Raw genomic sequence first — 19,058 nt, 5'->3', positions numbered from 1 at the left:
GATAGCCTCCGATGCACTCGGTCAACTCGCGAAGAACAGGCCCGCGTGCAGCCCGAAACGTAGATATTCATCGAGCCGCAGCCTGAGATTGGCCTCGCGCTGCGGCTGGAATAATGCGTTGAGAACGCCGATCTCGCTGTCATTGTCGCCGCCGGCGCGGATCGTGAGGCTCGTGGCGCGGCGCAGCTGCCCGTAACCGGGATCGCCATAACGCAGCGAGGTGAACAGCGGCAGCGCCGTGGGCGCCGTGTCATTCGGCACGCAATGGAAGCGCCGCGGCGTGATCGAACCCGCGGGCACGTAACAGAAGCGGACGCAACCTTCCTGGCGACGCTGGACCAAGAGCGGCGCGATCCACTTTTCCGCGGGCTTTGGACCAAGCTCTGCGAAGAAGATGGTGTTGGAGGCGAGCTTCAACAGTTTCGTGTGAACCTTGCCGATGACGGTGCATTGGGCGACCGTCAGTTCGGCGCAGGGGCTGCCCGCGGCATCGGCGGCAAAGGCGACGTTCGCCGGCGCGCCGGCATCGATGATGCAGTCGGTCAGCGTTACCTCGGCATCAGTGACGGCGCGGATCGGGCCGACGATGCAGCGCTCCAATGTCACTTTGGCGAAGGGATGCTCGATGATCAGGCTCGGCTCGCCCGGCGAGGTCGGACTGCCGTCCCCATTCAGGGTAAGCCCAGGCACCAGCGTGCAATCGCGCAGCAGCAGCTCCCGCGGCTCGACATCGGCAAAGGCCGCCAGCCGCAACGCGCCGCCCGATATCACGAGCCCGTCGAGCGTGAGGCGACCGCGCGCGCCGATGTCGAGCGTGATCTCGCCGCCCGCCGCCAGCAGCGGGCGGGTCTGGTCATGCGCGGCGACCACGACATGGTGCGGCGTGGCATCTCCGGTCACATCGTCGACGACAAAGGTCGGCGTCTCCCTGTAGGTCAGGCTGTCGCCGATGATGAGGCGGCCACCGGTCCTGATCAAATTGAGCTTGGCCTGCCACGCGCCTCCGGCATCGACGGTCTGCTCGTTGCCGATATCGCCCGCGGCGGGCACGCGCGGATATTCGCCGCCGCCGATCTGCCGCGCAGTGCCGTAGTGGAATGTCGCAAGCAGCGGTCCGTCGGCGGGATTGCCGAGCAGCACACGGCCACGCTCGGGATCGAAGCCGATCGTGCCCGCCGTCACCTGCGCCTCATGGGCCCAGCCGATGACATTGCCGCCGCCATCGAGAATGTCGCGGAGATCGCAGACCCGCACCTTGGCCGTCGGCACCGGGATGGGCGGGGTGCCCGGCGTGAAAAACACCAGGCTCTCGCCGTCGCCATAATCGTCCTCGCGCCGTGCGTTCGGCTGTGCGGTTGCCTGCGCGGCGCGCACCGCCATCGCCATCAGCCGCACCGACAGCGGCTCCGGCGCATTGATCGGCTCGGCGAGATGGGAGATGTCGGACTCGGCCTGCGCGAATCGAAACAGCCGCATGTCCGCGCCGAGTGGGTTGAGATGGAATTTCCGGCCGGTCGCGTCGCCGGCGTCAGGCGTCAGCGGCACCGCCGTGAGTGACAGCGATAACAGCCGCCACAGGAAGATGCCGATATTGGGGATGTTGTAGCGGCCGGCGCCCGTTTCCGGCCGCCGCATCTCGGCGGTGTGCGCGATGCTGTTGAAGGCGCCGTCGCGCCGGAACAGTGCCGCCGTGTCGCGCAGATTGCAGGTCGCGGGCGCATGCAGTCGGATGTGCTTCATGTATTGCGTGGTGGCGAGCTGCTCGAAAAATTCGACCGCATGTGCCGGCCAGCCGGTGACGTCCTGCGCGAGCTCTTCCAGCATCAGCGCGGTGCCCTTGCGGCGGCGGAAGGCGATGGTGTCGGCGACTTCGGCACGCGGCGAGGTCAGCTCGGTGCCGAGCCCGCGCAGCGGCCGGTAGCCGATGAGATCGCCGATATAGGGCGTCACCCACTCGGCGCAGGTTTCGATGAACTGGTCGTCGTAGAGCTGGTCGACGGACTCTTCCAGCGTGGCGAACTCGCGCGCAAATGCCGCCAATAGAGCTTGGAGCGGACCGGCCTTTGCCGGATCGCCCGCAAGCGCGGCGTCGCGCAGCCGGTGCAGCGTCGGCAGCAGGCTGTAGAGCCGTTCGGGGGTGAGGCTGTTCATGCCATCTCCTCCAGGATGTCGAACGGCGCCGGGTTCAGCGTCAGCAGCTCGCTTGGCTTCGCCGCGCCCTGGTCGACATGCATCCGCGAGGCGAGCAGGCGGACCTGGCGCGAGGGAATGGTCTGCGCGAAGGGCGCCGTGCCGCCATAGAGCTGGACGAGGTCGACAGCAACGACGCCGGGCACCGACTGTGCCGCCGCGATCACGTCGGATTGCTGCACTGGCTGGCCGAGCTCACGCGCGTCGAAGGCGAAGTGCGCACGCAGCGCCGCCTCGACCGCGGTGAGCACGGCCTTGGCGTCGAAATCGGGATCGCGCTTGACCTTCAATCCGATCCGGAAGGTGCCGGGCTGGTAGGGCAGCAGCACGACAGCGACATGCGGATCGCCGCCGGCCTTCAGCGCAGCGAGCAAATTGGTCCACACCGGGCTGGTCGAATTGACGGGAGCGCCGGGCGGCCCCGCGATCGTGATGGCGATGGTCTTTCCGCGCGGCAGTTGCAGCACCTGCGCCTGCGCCTTGGCAATGCCGGTGAAGGCGCGGGCAAAATCCTCATAGTCAAGGACGGACACGACGCGGCCGAGCGTGCGTGCGCCGAGCGGCATGCTGCGTCGCGCCGCATCCGCCGGCTCCGGATCGTTGCCGCCTTCGGCCGCGAACGGGTTGCTCACGCCCTTGAGGCCGAGCGGGCGCGACAGCAGTTGGCTCAGCGTCTCGGCGCGGACATTGCCGGCGCCCCCGATGCCCTTGCGGTAGGTGGCGCGGACGTTGTTGAGCCCGCTCGGCAGCCGCGCACCGCTGGCGCCGTCGCCGAATTTCACGAGATTGCGCCCTTGCTCGTCAATATCGAGCGCAAAGACGCGATCGGTCGCGGCTGTGCCGAACAGCGTCGCGCGCTCGTGCCATGCGATCTCGCCGACCCGCAACGTCAATTCGCTCGCGGCACCACTCTCATTGGCGGCGGCGCGATAGGTCAGCGGAACCTGCTTCAGCTCGAATTGCTGGAACGGCTGGGCCGAATCGCCCGAGCCGAGGATCTGGGTCACCGTCTCGCCATGCGAAGCCGGCACTACATTGCCATGAACCACGATGCTGCCGCGGTCGAGGCTGCCGGCGAGCGGCGGGTCGATCTGAAGCATGCAGCGGCCGGCATCGACAGCCTGGGCGGATACGAGGTTGGCCTGCACGACAACGGCCTGGCCGTCGGAGACGCGATTGCCTCGCACGATCAGCCGTCGCCCTGCGACGAGGCCATCGGCACTGACGGCTGCAGGGATGCTGCTGCCGGTCGCGGCATCATCGACGGCGTAGGGCGCAAGCGCGAGCTGCTCGGACTGCACGAAGGCTGTGATGCGACGAACTTGGTCCTGATAGCGGTCGTAATGGGAGCCGCGCAATTGCAGCCGGGTGACCTTGCCGGCCAGCGCGAACTCCGCGCGCGACGTCTCGTCCGCATCGGCTATCTGGTAGACGTCGAGATGCGGGCCGAGATCGAGGATGACATCCGACTTGCCGAAGGCCTTGATGATGACCTGGATGGAGCCCCTGGCTGCCATCGAAAGCACGACGTAACCGCCGGCGCGGACCTCGGAATAGACCGTATCGAGATCAATGAAACCGCCGCCCTGGGCCGAGCCCATCGGCGAGATCGTGTAGTCGGGCCACTCCGGCGCGTCACTCCCGCTCGGATAGTTGTTGCGAAAGTCCGTCGACATCGACTTCCACATCGGCGCGTTGTGGCCGAAGGGTGCTGCCCGCTTGCGCAGCGCATAGACCTTCGAGTTCTGGGCGGCCGTGACCCCGGAAAGACCGAGCTGCCAGGTCACCTTGGTGCGATCGAAATCCAATTGCAGCTCGACACTGTCGATGAAGCGGAAATCGCAGTTGCTGTCATTCGTACCGGGATTGAAGGCATCGCCGACGATCAGCAGCGCATCGCCCGGCTTCAGATTGTTGCGCTGGCCGGCGAGGTACATGACCGTGTCGCCTTTGTCCGGTCGGCGTGTCTCCGCCAGCCACGGTCGGATCGCATTCCAGGCCGGCCGTGCGGCGGCCAGTCGCTCGACCGTTTCGAAGGTCTGCGGCTTCTCGTCCGGCCCCGGTACGCTCTGCACTTTCGTGCCGATCTCGATCGACACTTGAGCGGGCACGCCGGTGACGAAGCTGCCCGGCTCGGGCGACAGCTTTGGCGGCGGCGCAGGGGGCGTTTCCAGCGTGAAGGCGAGCCAGGTCTCGGCGGCGACGCCGGGCCGCAGGCGGTAGCCGATCAGCCGGCCCATCTCCTGGAGCGAGACGCGCTCCAGCGCAGTGCGGAGATAGGATTCGTTGGCGATGCGCTCCTGGTAGAAGGTGAGCACGTCGGCAGCGCAGGCGAACGCATCGATCAGGCCGATGGTGAAATCGTCATCGGCGCGGCTTTGCAGCTTGCCCAGCGGTGCGAACGCGGCAGAGGACAGCGCGGCGTGCAGGCTGTCGCGGAACTGGGCGTGGTCGCCGACGCGGTAGGCGATGGCGGAGAGGCCGTAGCGGTTCGAGATGCCTTGCGGCGTCTCGGCTTCAATGCCGGCGCAGCAGCCGCAGCTCTCGCTGCCGGCAGGCAGGGCATGAGGCTTGATGGTTGGGACCGGTAGCGTCATTTGCCGCCTCCCGCCTCGATGATGAGCCGGCCGCGCTCGCGGAAACTCGGATTATTGGCAAGCTGCGCGATCTCGAGGCTTCCGATCGGGATCACCTCGTCATCCAGCGAGGTCGCGAGCGGCGAGATCAGCCGCTGGAATTTTTCCGCCTGCACCGCCTCGACACCCTCGACCGCTTGTGCGGCCGCGATGATGCGGCTGAGATAGACGGGATCGCCGAAGGTGAAATTGTCGGGATGGAACAGGCCGAGCGTGCCATCGGGCAGCACCGCGCTCGACAGCACCGTCCGCACGGCCTGCGCGACATCGGCGCGGAAATAGTCTGGCTTGACGCAGACATGCAGTGTGACATCGAGCGGGACATAGCGTGGCGGCCGTACGTCGAGGTCGTAGCCGGCCATCCTGAACCGCTCGAGATGGTTGCGCAGTTGCGTAGCGAAGGGCGCGTCGACTACGCCGCCGCCGAAGCGGTCGGGCGTCACGAACACGGTGTGCCAGCTTCCGGTCCAGCGGAACGTTGCGGCCGCGCGCTGCACGTCGGCACGTCGTTCACTGGCGGCGGCGTAATCGGCCGCCGTCACCGCGCGCTCCTGGGTACGGAACGCCTGTGGGGCATCGCGTCGGGCGGCTTCGATGTCCTCGGGCTCGACGCCGCCGGATGCGGGAAGCGGATTGCGTACGGCCTCGAACACGCCGTCCGTGGTGCTGACGATGTGGGCGATGGCTTCGGCGCCGACATTTCCGGATGTGCCGTTGCCGATCCGGTAGGTCGCCGTGAATGCGGTGTCTTCGGCCGGGCGCTTGCCGAGCAGGCCGTCACCGAACCGCAGCAAGGCCTCGCCGTGGTTGTCGATCTCGACCACGACATGCGGCGCGTTGCCGGCGCTGTCGATGAGGTCGCGTCGCGGCAGCCAGTGCTCGGTGATGCCGGCGACTTGTCCCGTGAGATCGACGATGGCAGGCGTGGCGTCGCGCGGCGACAAGAGCGAAAATGCGCTGGCCGCCCACCACGGCTTGTCGTTGCTGACGGGAACGGCGAGCAGCGCGCCGAGATCGAAGGATTGCGTCAACGGGCTGTTTGCCAGCACCGGGCGGAAGCGCGGCGGCAGCATGACGTCCGGGGACGAGGTGCAGCAATTGCCCGGCGCGCGCGATGCCTGCTTCAAGCTGGCGCGCGGCATCACGCCGAGCTGTTCGGGCGGCAGCGTGCGGCCGTGATCGACGAGCACGATATTGCCGCGCGCAACACTGATCGCGAGCTCGGGGCGGTCCTCCACCGTCAGGCAGAGCGGGAAGGGCAGCGCGTCGGCCTCGCTCCAGGCGAGCTCGGTGACGTCGACCGGGCCGTCGACCGGAGGCTCGTCGAACAGCCCGCCGGACGGATCGCTCGTAAGCGTCCTCTCGGTCAGCCGCACCGCGCAGCGATGGCCAGGATCGGCATCGGCGGCAGACAACGTCGTTGGGCTGATCACCTCCTCGAAGATCAGGATATCGCCGATAGCGAGCGTATCAATGTGGCCGCGCAACGTCGCACGCGTGGTGCCGCGGGGCAGGCAGCATCCGTTGTTGCCCCAGGCATAAAAGGTGAGACTGTTCTGTTGCTGGTCCAACTCGGCGGGAGCGACCGTCTCGAACATCTCGGCGCCACCGTCGATCGCGTCGTTCAATTCGCGCGAGCCCGGCGTCAGCACTACGTCCAACCCGGGCACGCGGGTGAGAAGCTGCGTGCCCTTCGGTAGCGCGATTTTCTGTCCATTCACGCCGAAATGCACGAAGGCGCGCGCGTTGCAGCCCTCGTGCAAATGATAGTCGACCAGCCTCGCATGGCGTCGCACCGAGATGCGCTGCCGCGCGGTGGCGAGATAGGCTTCGTTGGCGACCGCATCCTGGCGATAGGCGAGGTTGTCGGCGGCATAAGCGAGCAGCTCGACCAGGGTCACGCCGAGATCCGCCGCCGAACGCTCCTGCCAGCCGGGCACGAGCAGGCTGAGCCTATCAAGCATCAACCGGCGAAAACCCTGATAGTCGCGCGCGAGATAGTCGATCTCCGGCCTCAAGCGCGGCACGGGCGGGCACGGCGCGGTGTCCGCGCAGTCATAGTCCGAGGGACATTCGACCTTGAAGGTGAAGTCGATCGCCGACAGCTTTGGATCGAAGCCGGCCGGCGGCTGGTCCGAGCCGGAATTGGCGAAGATGCCGAAATTGTAGATCGAATAATCCCCGCCGCTGTCGGTTCGGACGACCAGCGTGCGGGCGAGATCGTCGACGGTGTCGACGAGGCCCGGCTCGGCCTCGGCCGGCAGCGCGTCGGCCGGCGCACACCAGACCACGCCGACGGTCGCGATCCGTTCGCCGCCGGTGATGCGCAGATTATCCGACGAGAGCGTGAAGCCGGAATGCAGCAGCCGCACCAGCAGGGTCTGTTGCCGCGGCGCGCCGGGCGGAGAAGCGAGGTCGAGCACCTCGATGAATGCGATGGCGTTGGCGCTGCCCTTGGCCTCGAGCACTTCGAGCCGGCGCGGATCGCAGCAATGTTGCTTCATGCCGCGCCCCCCGGAACCGCAAAGCTCGCGACGTGGCTGGTGCGGTCGGCAAGCACGACGTAGCGGATCTCGACCCGCAGCACCGCATCGTCATTGATCACCTCGACCGAGGTGACGGCGATCAGATGCGACAGGTGCTGATGCAGCGCGGCCTGGGCCAGCATCTGCGTGGTCGCGGCGAGCGTCACCGAATTGGGCTCGAACACCAGCGCCAGGAGTCCCGCGCCGAAATCCGGCCGCATCACCCGCTCGCCCTGCATCGTGAACAGCACCTGCTCGATCAGGTCGCGGATGTGATCGGGACGGCCGGTCGTGGCCGTGCGGCCCTGGTCGTCGAAATGATAGGGGAAATCGAGTTCGCTGCTCACGCCGTCCTCCCCTCAGGTTGCCAGCACGCGCGTCTGCGCCACGACGGGCAGCATCGGGGTGCCCGTCGGCGTGCAGACGGATTGCCCGATCATGGTCGCGGCCGGTGCGCCGCCGATCATCACCCGTGCGGCGCCCACTACCATCTGCGCCGTGACGCAAGGCGGCGCCGAGCCGGTGAGCGAGCAGGCCGCGATCGCATAGGGGCTGGTGAGATTGACCGCGGGCTGGCCCGACAGCATCACGCGCGGGAACGGCGCGATCGGCGTCGCCTGTCCGGCATGGCTGCACAATACCGTGGCGCCGAGATGCAAGACGGGAGCGGGCATGTGCGTCTCCTAGATCACGGTGAGCGCGCCGAGATTCACGTCGACGGTCGGTCCGGTCATGGTGATGACCGCGCCTTTGCCGTTGGAAATGGTGATACCGACGTCGCTGACCGAGATCATCGCGCCCGTCGTGGTCTGCATCAGGATGCCGCCGGTCGGGCCCGGCACGTCGCTGATGGTGAGACCGTTCTTCAAGGGGGTTTGCAGGGTGATGCCGGGGACGCCGGGTGGCACTGCGTGCGCCAGTACCGGCACCTCCGCGGCACTGCCCCAGTAGCACCCGACCCAGATCGGATAGTCGGGGTCGCCGCGCTCGAACTCGATCCAGACCCCGGCGCCGATGATCGGCACCGTGAAGAAACCGGCATTGATGCCTGCGGTCGGCACGCAAGGCATCGCCCAGCTCGTCGGTATCACGGCGCCGACGTCGGGCACCATCACCTGGATCCGGCCGATCTGAAGCGGATCGATATTGTTGATCACCACCGCGCGATACTTTCCGAAAAGTGGCGCATCGCTCATGTCGGCACCTGCGGAACGGTCGAGATCAGCGCGTTGCGTGCGAGCGAGAATGATTGCTTGTAGGAGCCGCGCTCGATCTCGTGGGTGACGTTCTTGACGTAATAGAGCCCGTCGAACGGGAGGCCTGCGCCGCGCACGCCAACCAGTTGCCGCGACTTCAGAACGCGGCCATATCTGGCGACGTCGAGCTTGCCGCTCCCGAACACGCTGTCGCTGTGCTGGCTGGCGTAAGCGAGCCCCGCCATGAGCGCCTGCGGCGCGGACAAATGCGCGGTGTTGGAGAGCTTCTCGATCTTCGGCGGCAGCGGCGGCACCACGCCGAGCGGCGGGCTCATCGGCGTGATGTCGGGGATCGGCACCGGGATCGGCGCCTTGCTGTTGGCCTCCTGGAAGAACACGATCGGCATGACCTTGCGTTCCTTGTCGAAGTTGAACGAGATTTCCTCGACATTGGTGAGCGCGTCCATGTTGGTGGTGAGTGCCGGCTGCGGCGCGCCAAAGCGGATTTCCGGTCCCCAATAGGCCTTGGAGGCACCGGGCGCGGGACCGGCTTCGAGATAGAAGACGTAGCCGGCTTCACCCGCGAGCTTCTTGACGTAGGCGTAGTCGCTGCCCTTCTGCTGCGGGATCTGCTGGACCGGGATCGGCGGGATATCGAGCACGCTCGGGATCACCATCGGGATCACGCCGAGTGCTGCGTATTTGGCAAGGATGGCCAGCACGCGCACCGAGGGCGGCATCGCCGGGAAGGGCAGGCCCGGCAGCTCGATGATGTCCATCAGCGCCGACATGTCCTTGCCCTTGATCACCAGCTTGCCGACGCCGCCGCTGCCCGGCTGTGTCTCGACATTGGTGACCATGCCGTCGATGACGGACTCGGCCATGCCGTTGATGGTGACGATCAGCACCACGCGCAGCAGCGGCGGCAGCGCGCCGCCGCCGGCAAGCAGGAAGATGGTGCGCAGCGGCGAGCGCACCGGCAGGTCGAAAGTCAGCTCGAATCCGCTCTGCGCATCGCCCGATCCGATCTCGATCTTGGCATGGGTCAGCGTCTCCAGCACCTCGCGCGGCGCCGGCACCGGCGCCGGGCCGATCTGGAGCGAGAGCTGGACGCCACCCTGCATCATCGGGAATCGTCTCCCTAAAGCCCGTTCGGGCGCGGGATCTGCACGCGCTCACCGGGCGTGTCGGTGAGTTCGAGCGGATCGGTCACGACATTGGCGTCGGCGATCCGCCAATACAGTTCGGGGTCGCCAAGCGTTGCGGAGGCGAGCGTGTCGGGCCGGGCGCCGGCATTGACGATGTGTTCGCCGGCGATGCCGATGTCGCGCCCCTGGGGGATGAAGCGGCGCAGCACATAGGCGACACCGGGATCGTCGGCGCTGCGCTTGAGCCGTCCGATCGCGGTGCCGTGATAGCGGCTGTTCGGCGGAAAACTATTGTCCGGAAACGCGCCGGCATCGATCAACATCTGGACGGGATCCGAGGACATCATGTGCTCCGTCAGGGCAGGCTGGAAAGACCAAGCGAGGCCAGTGAGGCGCTCCCGGTCAGGCCGGCAAGCGTCTCGCGATTGCGCAGGTAATTGAGGAAGATGGTGCCGCCACGATGCGAGAAGCCGAGATCGTCGGTGCTCATCACATGCAGCCCGAGCGAGACCTTTGCGCGGATCGGATTGAGCGCGGGATCGAACGCTTCCTCGACGATGGAGAACTCGGCGACGCGCACCGGCGCGACCCGGTTCTTGCTCCAGACGAACAGAGTGAGCGGCGCCTCCGGCGGCAGGATCTCGAGCGTGCCGCCATCGGCCTGGCTTGCGATGCCGAGCAGATCGTCGACGCTCGGATTGACGAGCGCCTCGAGCACCGCGAGCTGCGGCGCGATGCCGAAGGCGACCGCATTGGCGTGCGCGTCGGGATCGGCGAGCTGGTCGGTAGCGTCGATCTCGGCGTCGAGCTTGATGGTCTCGATCGCGGGCCCTTTCAGCCGGAACGGTTGCGCCCGCCCGCCGGCCGAGCCGTCGCCGCCGGTGCCCTGCACCTGGTAGCTGCGGCTCAGCGTGTCCGGATTGTACTGGAGCGCGATCTGCCGTCGCACCGTGCCGCCGCCCGGCGCCAGCACCACGAGGCCGCCCTTGATCAGTTTTGGGGACGAGGTGAGGCCGGTCATGGCAGGCGATCCCCCGATGGGCCGCGCGACGGTGGCAGCCGTTTCATCTGAAGGTCGAGCCGCAAGTCGCGCTGATAGCGTTCAAGACTGCCCGGTGCGAACGCGGCAATCCGGAGCGTCGTATCGACGGCGCGGTTGACGTAGAGCGTCAGGCCCCGCTGCGCGTACACGTATTCATTGGCTTCGACCTCGAACGTCCCCTGGAACGAATTGAGCCTTGTCTCCGGCTCGCCGAGTGCGTCGAGCAACGACGGCAGCGGCTCGACGAGGACGACGTCGGTCGCATCGATCAGCACCACCGTGCCGTCGTTTGCCCATACCCGCGCGCCTCGCGCGAAGCCTGCGGCCGCGGCGTTGAACCAGTCGGTCCGGTGCCTGGCGCTGCCGAGCGCGCCCTGTCCATGCCAGGAGCGGTCGAGATCGAACACGGCTGCGACGTCGTCGAGGGAGGTCGGGTGCGCGAGGCCTGCGAACGAACGCAGGTCGCGGCCGGCGAGCAGCCGCAGCGGTGACAGAGCGAGATCCGACGGGCGCGCGGCTTGCATCGCTCAGCCTCCGATCTTCTTGACGTCGCCCTGGAAATAGGCGGCGTAGAGGTTGCGGATGCCGACGACGTTGACGAGCTTCACCGCCTCCGCATACGAGGAATAGCGTCGGCGTGATGCCGGCTGCACGGTGATCGGTTTGAGCTTTGCATATGCGGGGCCCTCAACCGCCTCGCGCAGCTTGGGATCGTTGACCCGCGGTGCGACATTCTCCCAGGCGATCTCGTCGAAGAGCGAATCGACGCCTTCGATCAGCGTATTGTTTTCGTTGGAGCCGTCGCCGAAAGTATTGGCGAAATTGTCGTATTCCGTGGTCCGCAGCGTGTGGATATATTCGTGGATCAGCGTCTGGAACATGTCCCACAGGAAATCGCGATCTTTGTCCGAGTCGGCCTTCTTGAAGATCTGGATGTTGATGTCGCCGAGATTGGCGGAGGCATCCCAGCCGCGGTCGATTTCGTTCAGCTTGTCGACCTGCGCGGCCGTGCTGGTGAAGTCGTCGGCGATCTGGTCGAGGATGATCGCCTCGTCGCCCACGGGATTGTTGCTGGCATCGAAATGCGGTGAGGCATTGAGCTTGCGATTGATGGCGCGCACGCGGTCGTTGGCCTGAAAGAAATACCGCATCAGCGCCTTCGCCTTGTCGCGCTTCTCGGTGCTGTCCATGCCCGCGAGCTCGGCCTCGGTCTCGGCGAACAGGTCGTGGATGTTGCCGCGCGCGCCGAGCGTATCGGCTTTCAGCTCGGGATGCTTCGACTGGTCGTAGTACTCGCCGAACACCTTGTCGGTTTCGTCCTTGCTGGCCTTGCCGATCCGCTCGAACTCCGCAAGCTGGTGCACCTTGTTCGGATCGCCGTGCTCCGCGGTCCCCTTGTCCTTGACCATTTCATCCCAGTAGTCCTGGATCATGCCGGGCATCAGCAGGCGCAAGGCGTCGTCGTACTTCTTCTTGCCCGCCGGGGAGTTGTCGAATGGCAGCGGGCTGCTGGGGTCGGGCCTCAGCGCCACCGCGATGTCTGCCTTCTTCGCGGCATCGGGTTCGACCGTCGTCGACAGATCGCCGGCGCTGGTGATCAGCGTGACGTCGCGGAACACGCCCTGAAGCATGACGTCGTATTTGTCGAGGATCCTTTCCGTCGCGTCAGCCTGCTGTTTGAGCGTTGCTTTCTTCGCCGGATCGCTTTCGTCCTCGGCCTGGTCGCTGAGGAGGTCGAACCGGCGGGCGATGTCGGCGCGCTCGCGGCCGAGTTCCTCCGTGGCCTTCGCCCGCTCGGCCGGCGCGAGCGCGAACACCTCCGCGGCGATGGTGGCGACCTCGTCGTGGCCCGCTGCCGTCGCAATCCGGATCTTGATGGCCATGGCATCGTAGGCGAAGGTCGGCGCGCCCTTGCCCGGTTCGCCCAGCGGCTCGACGTCGCCCTTGGCGAGCGCGTCGCGTCCGCCGCGAAAGCGGGTTGCGAAGAAGCGCTTCAACCTCTTGTACTCGGCGCCGTCGATGTCGGATTCGAGCTCGGTGACGCTGAGTTTGCCTGAACCGAACATGATCCTCAGTGCGGCGATATCGCTCAGCTCGAGCAGGTCGAGGATCGCGTTCTCGTCGTCATCAAGTGTGGGGCCGTCCTGCATCTCCAGGATCAACAGCGCCTTTTGGACTGGATCGAGCTTGAACTCGGCCTGGCCGGCTTTCCACCGACGGACGATCGCACGCGCCTTGTTGTCGCTGTCGAAGCTGCCTTCGATCGCGGCGGACTTGGTGATCTTTTCGAGATAGGCGAGCAGCTCCTTGTCGCCGAAATTGCCCTCGGCGCCGAAGAACACGGCGATCGATTCGTACCAGGCGAGCCGCTGCACCGCCGCCGGCGACACGGTCGCGCCGCGCTGCTGCACGACATGGGCGAGCTCGTGCGCCAGAATGTGCCGGCCACGTGGGCTTTGCGGATTGTATGCGCCGTCGCCGAACACGATGTGGGCGCCCGCGGTGTAGGCGGTTGCGCGGATCGCACGGGCCGAGGCTGCGGCCTGCGCGTCGGTGTGGATCCGCACATAGCTGAAGTCGGACCGGAATTGGCGTTCCATCGTCTCGCGTGTCGGAGCGCCGAGTGGCGAGCCTGCCGATCCGACCACCGCGGATACCGCGCCCGGCGCGGCCTGTCCCGTCGTGCCAGCAGAGCGTGGAAGCGGCGACAGCACCGGGGCCGGGCCAGCCGGCTGCGATGGCCGCAGGGCGTTCTCGGCCGCGTGCTCGGCTTCGCTCTCGAAGCGGTCGCGGGCCGGACGAAGCTCGAGCGAAGGCGCATGGGCCGGCGAGGATTGCTTCGGCACTGCCTTTGGTGCGGCATGCACGGTCATAGCTTGCCTCGCGGAGCGCCGGCGCCGGATGTCGTGGTCAATCGTGCCGCGATCCGATCGGCGACGGCGCGCGGCGCCTCGGTATGGACGGCGCTCGCCTCGTTGGCGGACCCCGTGAGCCGCTGTTGCAAGGCCTGTCCGATTGCGTCGGCAAGTCCCGCAGCTTCGGAGTGTCGCGACGCATCGACGACGAGACGTCCAATCCGGATATCGATAGCGGCGTGTTTCATGGCCCGACTCCCGGCCAAGGCCGCTCGAGCTTGGAGAACTCGGCACGCACCGCGGCATTGATCGCGTCCTGCTCGATCCGTCCGCCGCCGGCGGCGGCCAGGAAGGCGGCGTTAAGCGCGATGGCGCGGATGTTGCCGCCGGTCAGTTGCAGTCTGGCGAGGCCTGCGAAATCCACCTCGCCGAGCGGTGCATCGGAGGGGAACTGCATGCGCCACAATGTTTCGCGCGCGGCAGCGTCAGGGTAGGGGAACTGGACCACGTAGCGGATGCGGCGCAGGAAGGCGCGGTCGAGCGCGCTCTTCATGTTGGTGGTGAGGATCACGAGCCCGCGATAGGTCTCGATCCGCTGCAAGAGGTAGGCGATCTCGATATTAGCGAAGCGGTCATGGCTATCGCGCACCTCGCTGCGCTTGCCGAACAGCGCATCGGCCTCGTCGAACAGCAGGATGGCGCCGCTGGTCTCCGCGGCCTCGAACAGCCGGCTCAGATTCTTCTCGGTCTCGCCGATATATTTGCTGACCACGCTGGCAAGATCGATGCGGTAGAGATCAAGTGCGGCCGCGCTCGCGATCGCTTCGGCCGCGTAGGTCTTGCCGGTGCCGGATTCGCCGGCGAACAGCGCGGCGGTTCCGAGCCCGCGGCCGTTATGCGCGGCAAAGCCCCAGTCGCCATGGACGCGCGGCCGGTGCTGCAATTCATTCGCGATGGCGCGGAGCTGCGCGGTTACCACCGGGGGCGCGACCAGGTCGTCGAAGCCAACGCGGCTGTCGATCCGCTGCGCCAGCGTGTCAAGCCCGCCGCGCACCGCGGCGCGGCAGAGCCGCCATACCGCCGGCCCGAGCAGAGCGGGATCGGCCTGGGTCTCGGCGAGGGCTTCGGTGACCACGAGGCGCAGGTCGGCGGCGGGGACGTCGAACTGCCGCAGCGCCGGGCGCAGCGCGGCTGCGAGCGCGGCGGCCTGCTCGCGCGTAAGCCCGCGCAAGGCTGCGACCTGCCGCGCGGCGGCCGGGGCATCGGCGACCTGGAGCCGCAGCATGCGGCGCTGCCGCAGTCGCGACAAGCGGGCCGGCTCCGGCGCGTTGAGCACGATCGCGGGTCCCATCAGATGGGCGAGCAGCGTCATCGCATGCGCCTCGGCATCCGCCGCCTCGATCGGGCGGTCGAGCTCGAGCGCGATGATGGCATCCGAGAGCGCGGCCTCGCGGTCGAGCAGACGGGCGATCTCGGCGAGCTCGCGCGGATCGTGCGGCAGGTCGCGGGCGTGCAACCACAGGCCGTTCGCACCGAGGCAGGCGAGCGCGGCGCGCGCGAGGTCGCGCTGCGGCTCGATCTCGCCGCGAGCGTGACCCAGGGTGGCCAGGGCGGCCGCGCCCGTGCCGAGCGCGTGCGCGATCGTGTTCGCCTGTGGTGTATCGGGCTCGATGGATCCGACCGGCTCGCAGCGAACGAGCCCGATCAGGCGGGCATCCATCGCGGGGAGGCCGGTCAGGTAGTGCAGCACGCGCTCGTCGATCTGGATCGGGCGGCGCGGCGGCGCCTCGCGGCCCTCGCATGCGATCAGGCGCCAGCGCCGCAACGGCCGGAGCGGCGAGAGCGCATCCCAATGTGGTTCGCTCAGCATCTGCATGGCGAAATTGAACGTCGGCTGCGTGCTCGCGATGGCTTCGGGCGCTTGCGCCATCGCCACGCCGACGAGGCGACGCAGCGCACTGTCGAGCTCGACGCCGGCCGCGAGCAGCACGACGTCGCGCTCGAACGCCGACAGGCCGAACAGCTTGGTCAGCGCCTCGAGCGCGGGCTCGAAATCATCGGCGCATTCCGGCGGAGGCGGCTCGGCGTTGGCCGATGTATCGCGCAACTGCCGTGCGAGGCGCCCGCGCAGCGCAGCGAACTGCGCCGCCAGCCAATGCTGGTTGCGGCTGGCCCAATCGAGCACGGGCTGCGCTTGCGGTCTGTCGTGCATGTTCATGGCGGCACGCTCAGGGTTTGCGAGGCATCGAAAGCGGGCGCATCGCCGCTGAGATCGAGCAGGAGGCTGTCGACGCCGTCGATGCGCAACCGCGCCGGATAGGCCCCGGCGGGAAGCGTCGCGGGGAAGTCGAACACCAGCGGATCGGTGGCCGCGCTGCGCGGTTTGGCGGTGGCTTCCGCCGTGCCGAGGACGAGGCTCGCGCGCTGCCGCGGCTGCACCTGCGGCCGCGAGAATAGGGTGGCCGTGACGCGCAGCGGCGCAGTCTTGCGCAGCACGGTCGCTGCGGACAGCGAAAGTCCGGCATCGGCTACAATGACCAGTGCTGGGGCGATGACCAGGGCCACCGCGTTGGTCTCGCGCTCATTGGCTTCGCCGGCCGGCAGCAGGCGCAGCGTGAGGCTCCATTGCCCCGGCGCGAGCGCTGCCTGCGCGGCAGCATCGTTCGGCAGCGTCACGGTGAGCTCGGTGCCGTCGTCGTTGGGTGCGCCCGGCACCAGTTCAAAAGGCGCCGGAAATAGCGGGTGCGCCAGCCGCACATGAAAATTGCTGCCGCTGAGGCGAATGCCGGAGAGCACCACGGGCTCGCCAAGCCGTGCGCCGGCCTGCTTGTTCTGCGGCGTCGCCGCAAACAGCGTCGGCAGCGGAGGCAACGTGTCGGGATTGACGACGACGCCGCGGTCGCGCTTGGTCGCGGGATCGATGATCCCGCGCGACAGCACCGGCAGCGGCGAGACTGCGGGCTTCGTGGCTTCGATCAGCACCACCGACACCACATAGGCGGCCGTCGGCCGGTAATGCGACTGGATGGCCGCCCATAGTCGTGACATCTCCTCCGGCCCCATCACAGCCGGCGTGATCTTGATCAACTCGGCCTGATCGGCAAGGTCGGCGGCAGCGAGCGCCTGGAACGCTGGCGGCAGCATCGCGACGTCGAGCGGATTGGGATTGAGCGCGCGCTGCACCGCGGCGCGATCGAGCACCGGGCGCTCGTGCAACAGATGCATCCCATAGCCGAGCAGGATTTCGGCCTGGCAGTCGACCCGCGCGTAGGCCGTCAGCAGATAGTGCAGGTCGAGTGCGAGCGGTGCGTTGGTCAGTCGCTCGCCGCTGGTCGAGGACCGCGACGGCAGGGAGCGGTTGCGCCAGCCCGGGTTCGGCGTCACCTGATGCAGGAACAGATTGAGCCGCGGCTGCTCTTCAGGGCTGGCGAGGTCGATCGTGTCGGGCGCAACCGCACTGACATTGACGGTGCCGCCGACCGCGGGCCCGGCCTCGATCAGCCCGTTGTCGAGCAGGTTGCGCAGCACTGCGCTGACCGCGCCGATCGCGAGCGGCGAACTCATGCGCGGCCTCCGGGTCCAGGGCGGCGCAGATAGTCGGATAGCGACACCGACGGCTTTGATGCGGGCTTAACGGCGCGTGCCGTGCGTGGGGGCTCCGGCGAGCGGATGTCGATGCGGTCGATCGTCACCTTGATCACCGGCGGTGTCTCGCGCCGGCGCTGCGCCTGGCCGGCGAGCACGGTCTGGCCGAGCGGAAGCGCCGGCGGTGTTGCAGCTTCGTTTCGGGGGCGGGGCGTGTCGCGCAAGACCGTGTCACGCGGCTGTGTGCCGCGCGGCGGATCGCGCGGGTCGGCAGGCAGAGGGGCATCGACAGGCGATCTCGACGGCGCGTCGGTCGATTGAAGCGGCGGCGCGGCAGCTGCGACCTTGGCCTCGAGACGCAACGGTGCGCCTTCGTTGTCCGGCTCCATTTGTCTGCGCTGCGGCGCCTGCACGCCAGTGGCAGGATCGTCTGCGCCGGTGATGTTCGGCAATGCCGCCGGCGAGGATGCCGGTGTCTGCCTTTCATCCCGTGTCGTCTCGTGCATCGGAGCATCGTCATTCCGGGGCGGGGCGGCAAAACGCGGCGGCAGGGCAACGCGTGCCGCGCCGGGAATCGGTTCGCAGCGGCCGATGCGTGCAAGATTTTGCAGGAGGCCCGTCATGACGCGCCCGCAAGTTGCAGGTAGGCGGCGCGGCGGGTGTGCGGCAATGCCAGCACCTCGGCTTCGCTCCAGCCATATTCGCGCGCGAGCGCGTCGACTTCGAGCAGGGTACGCTCGGCCGCCGCCTGCACCTCGGCCCAGAGCGCCGGCGCGATGTCGATCACGGCCTGCCAGGCGTGGCCGCAATCGGGGCAGTCGAGCGCAAAACTGAGCACCGCTCCGGGATCGCAACGTTCGAGCTCGGCTTCGACCCTATGCAGGATGTCCTGCGCGGCCGGCGGCGCGTCACCGAGGCAGCGCGCGAGCAACAGTTTTGCCGCGGCGGCGGAATCGCAGGTCGCGGCGAGGCTTGCAAGATCGGAAAGCGTCGGCAGCCGCAGCGCCAGCTCGCGGCCCCCGTTCGTGATACGCGGCGGCACGGCGTCAGCCGGTGGTGCAAGTCCGTCCGCGAGCACTGCGCTGTCCGCCGTGAACTCGCAGTCGGTGTGACAGGTGGGGCAGGCGGCGCGCAGCCGCCACGGCGCGCCGAACAATCGCGTGCGCAAGGCCAGCAGAGCGGCATTGCCTGTGCCGATCGAGTCCGTCGGCGCTGCGCCCGCCGCCGCGAACAAGGCATCGTCGCGCTGGCGCTGCGCGCGGCCGGCGGCCCGGTCCCACATCGCCAGGATGTCCTGCTCGCGTTGTGCGGTGGCGGAGAGCATGAGCGGTCTCAGGCCGGATCGGTGAAAGTGGGCTCGGACGGCTCGGCGACGGCTTGATCGCGCTCCCATCCCTCGTTCTCCAGCTTGATGTGCTGGATCGCCACCGCATTGGCGTTGGCGTCGAGATCGGGTAGCGACTGGTATTCGGAGACCCAGCAGCGGTAGATCTTGTAGGCGAGCGCGAGCTGCCCGGCTTCGTTATAGACCTCGAGGATGATGTCCTTGCGGAAATCCTTCAGCGAGACCTCGGCGCCAAGTCCTGCGCCGAAATGCCAGACCTTGTTGGCCCATTTCTCGAACTCGGTGTCGTGGGTGACACCGCGATCGAGCGTGATCGCCTCGAACTTGCTGCGGCCGGGCGACTTGCGTCCCGTCGAGGGATCACCGCCCTCGCGGTGCTCGACCACCTCGGTGGTGCGTTTCAGCGCCGACACCTTGCTGATGCCGGCGACGTAGCGGCCGTCCCATTTCACGCGGAACTTGAAGTTCTTGTAGGGATCGAAGCGCTGCGGATTGACCGAGAACTGTGCCATTTGCTTGCCTCAGGTGTCTTTGCC

General features: G+C 67.5%; 17 protein-coding genes. All 17 read right to left on the bottom strand.

Annotated features, from left to right (window positions below; genetic code table 11):
• Positions 1 to 21: 21 nt before the first annotated feature.
• The gene (locus AB7245_RS32150) at positions 22 to 2,151 is read right to left on the bottom strand and encodes a hypothetical protein (RefSeq protein ID WP_063981947.1); all 2,130 of its coding nucleotides are present in this window, start codon (positions 2,149 to 2,151) and stop codon (positions 22 to 24) included.
• Positions 2,148 to 4,787 (bottom strand): putative baseplate assembly protein, encoded by a 2,640-nt coding sequence (locus tag AB7245_RS32145; RefSeq protein WP_063981948.1) that lies wholly within the window; start codon positions 4,785 to 4,787, stop codon positions 2,148 to 2,150. The genes AB7245_RS32150 and AB7245_RS32145 overlap by 4 nt, the downstream gene beginning before the upstream one ends.
• Positions 4,784 to 7,330: a putative baseplate assembly protein gene (locus AB7245_RS32140; RefSeq protein ID WP_231142754.1), complete on the bottom strand. Its 2,547-nt coding sequence runs from the start codon at positions 7,328 to 7,330 to the stop codon at positions 4,784 to 4,786. The genes AB7245_RS32145 and AB7245_RS32140 overlap by 4 nt, the downstream gene beginning before the upstream one ends.
• Positions 7,327 to 7,698, bottom strand: a complete 372-nt coding sequence (locus AB7245_RS32135) for a GPW/gp25 family protein (RefSeq protein ID WP_063981950.1) — start codon at positions 7,696 to 7,698, stop codon at positions 7,327 to 7,329. Before AB7245_RS32135 ends, AB7245_RS32140 begins: the two co-directional genes overlap by 4 nt.
• 12 nt (positions 7,699 to 7,710) lie before the next feature.
• Positions 7,711 to 8,025: a hypothetical protein gene (locus AB7245_RS32130; RefSeq protein ID WP_063981951.1), complete on the bottom strand. Its 315-nt coding sequence runs from the start codon at positions 8,023 to 8,025 to the stop codon at positions 7,711 to 7,713.
• A 9-nt stretch (positions 8,026 to 8,034) separates the two neighbouring features.
• Entirely contained in the window at positions 8,035 to 8,547 is a 513-nt protein-coding gene (locus AB7245_RS32125) for a phage baseplate assembly protein V (RefSeq protein ID WP_063981952.1), read from the bottom strand.
• Complete coding sequence (locus AB7245_RS32120; protein ID WP_063981953.1) at positions 8,544 to 9,674, bottom strand: hypothetical protein; 1,131 nt, start codon at positions 9,672 to 9,674, stop codon at positions 8,544 to 8,546. Before AB7245_RS32120 ends, AB7245_RS32125 begins: the two co-directional genes overlap by 4 nt.
• Positions 9,675 to 9,688: 14 nt before the next feature.
• Positions 9,689 to 10,039, bottom strand: a complete 351-nt coding sequence (locus tag AB7245_RS32115; protein ID WP_063986204.1) for a hypothetical protein — start codon at positions 10,037 to 10,039, stop codon at positions 9,689 to 9,691.
• Between the two features lie 11 nt (positions 10,040 to 10,050).
• On the bottom strand, positions 10,051 to 10,716 hold the full coding sequence (locus tag AB7245_RS32110; protein ID WP_063981954.1) for a hypothetical protein: 666 nt from the start codon (positions 10,714 to 10,716) through the stop codon (positions 10,051 to 10,053).
• On the bottom strand, positions 10,713 to 11,261 hold the full coding sequence (locus AB7245_RS32105) for a hypothetical protein (protein WP_063981955.1): 549 nt from the start codon (positions 11,259 to 11,261) through the stop codon (positions 10,713 to 10,715). The genes AB7245_RS32110 and AB7245_RS32105 overlap by 4 nt, the downstream gene beginning before the upstream one ends.
• Before the next feature lie 3 nt (positions 11,262 to 11,264).
• Positions 11,265 to 13,610 carry an eCIS core domain-containing protein gene (locus AB7245_RS32100; RefSeq protein WP_063981956.1) on the bottom strand — a complete coding sequence of 782 codons (2,346 nt, stop codon included), beginning with the start codon at positions 13,608 to 13,610 and terminating at the stop codon, positions 11,265 to 11,267.
• The gene (locus tag AB7245_RS32095) at positions 13,607 to 13,840 is read right to left on the bottom strand and encodes a hypothetical protein (protein WP_439035399.1); all 234 of its coding nucleotides are present in this window, start codon (positions 13,838 to 13,840) and stop codon (positions 13,607 to 13,609) included. The genes AB7245_RS32100 and AB7245_RS32095 overlap by 4 nt, the downstream gene beginning before the upstream one ends.
• Positions 13,837 to 15,810 carry an ATP-binding protein gene (locus AB7245_RS32090; RefSeq protein ID WP_231142752.1) on the bottom strand — a complete coding sequence of 658 codons (1,974 nt, stop codon included), beginning with the start codon at positions 15,808 to 15,810 and terminating at the stop codon, positions 13,837 to 13,839. The genes AB7245_RS32095 and AB7245_RS32090 overlap by 4 nt, the downstream gene beginning before the upstream one ends.
• Entirely contained in the window at positions 15,807 to 17,156 is a 1,350-nt protein-coding gene (locus AB7245_RS32085; protein WP_231142750.1) for a DUF4255 domain-containing protein, read from the bottom strand. Before AB7245_RS32085 ends, AB7245_RS32090 begins: the two co-directional genes overlap by 4 nt.
• Entirely contained in the window at positions 17,153 to 17,683 is a 531-nt protein-coding gene (locus tag AB7245_RS32080) for a hypothetical protein (protein WP_187387983.1), read from the bottom strand. Before AB7245_RS32080 ends, AB7245_RS32085 begins: the two co-directional genes overlap by 4 nt.
• Before the next feature lie 113 nt (positions 17,684 to 17,796).
• Complete coding sequence (locus tag AB7245_RS32075; RefSeq protein WP_199877126.1) at positions 17,797 to 18,501, bottom strand: hypothetical protein; 705 nt, start codon at positions 18,499 to 18,501, stop codon at positions 17,797 to 17,799.
• Positions 18,502 to 18,509: 8 nt separating this feature from the next.
• Positions 18,510 to 19,034 carry a phage tail protein gene (locus AB7245_RS32070; RefSeq protein ID WP_063981960.1) on the bottom strand — a complete coding sequence of 175 codons (525 nt, stop codon included), beginning with the start codon at positions 19,032 to 19,034 and terminating at the stop codon, positions 18,510 to 18,512.
• Between the last annotated feature and the right edge of the window lie 24 nt (positions 19,035 to 19,058).

The organism is Bradyrhizobium sp. 604_D8_N2_3 (genome assembly GCF_051810765.1).
In the GTDB taxonomy this organism is placed as follows: Bacteria; Pseudomonadota; Alphaproteobacteria; order Rhizobiales; family Xanthobacteraceae; genus Bradyrhizobium; species Bradyrhizobium barranii.
Note: the sequence above shows the minus strand (reverse complement) of the source record. Positions and strands in the feature narration are given on the sequence as shown.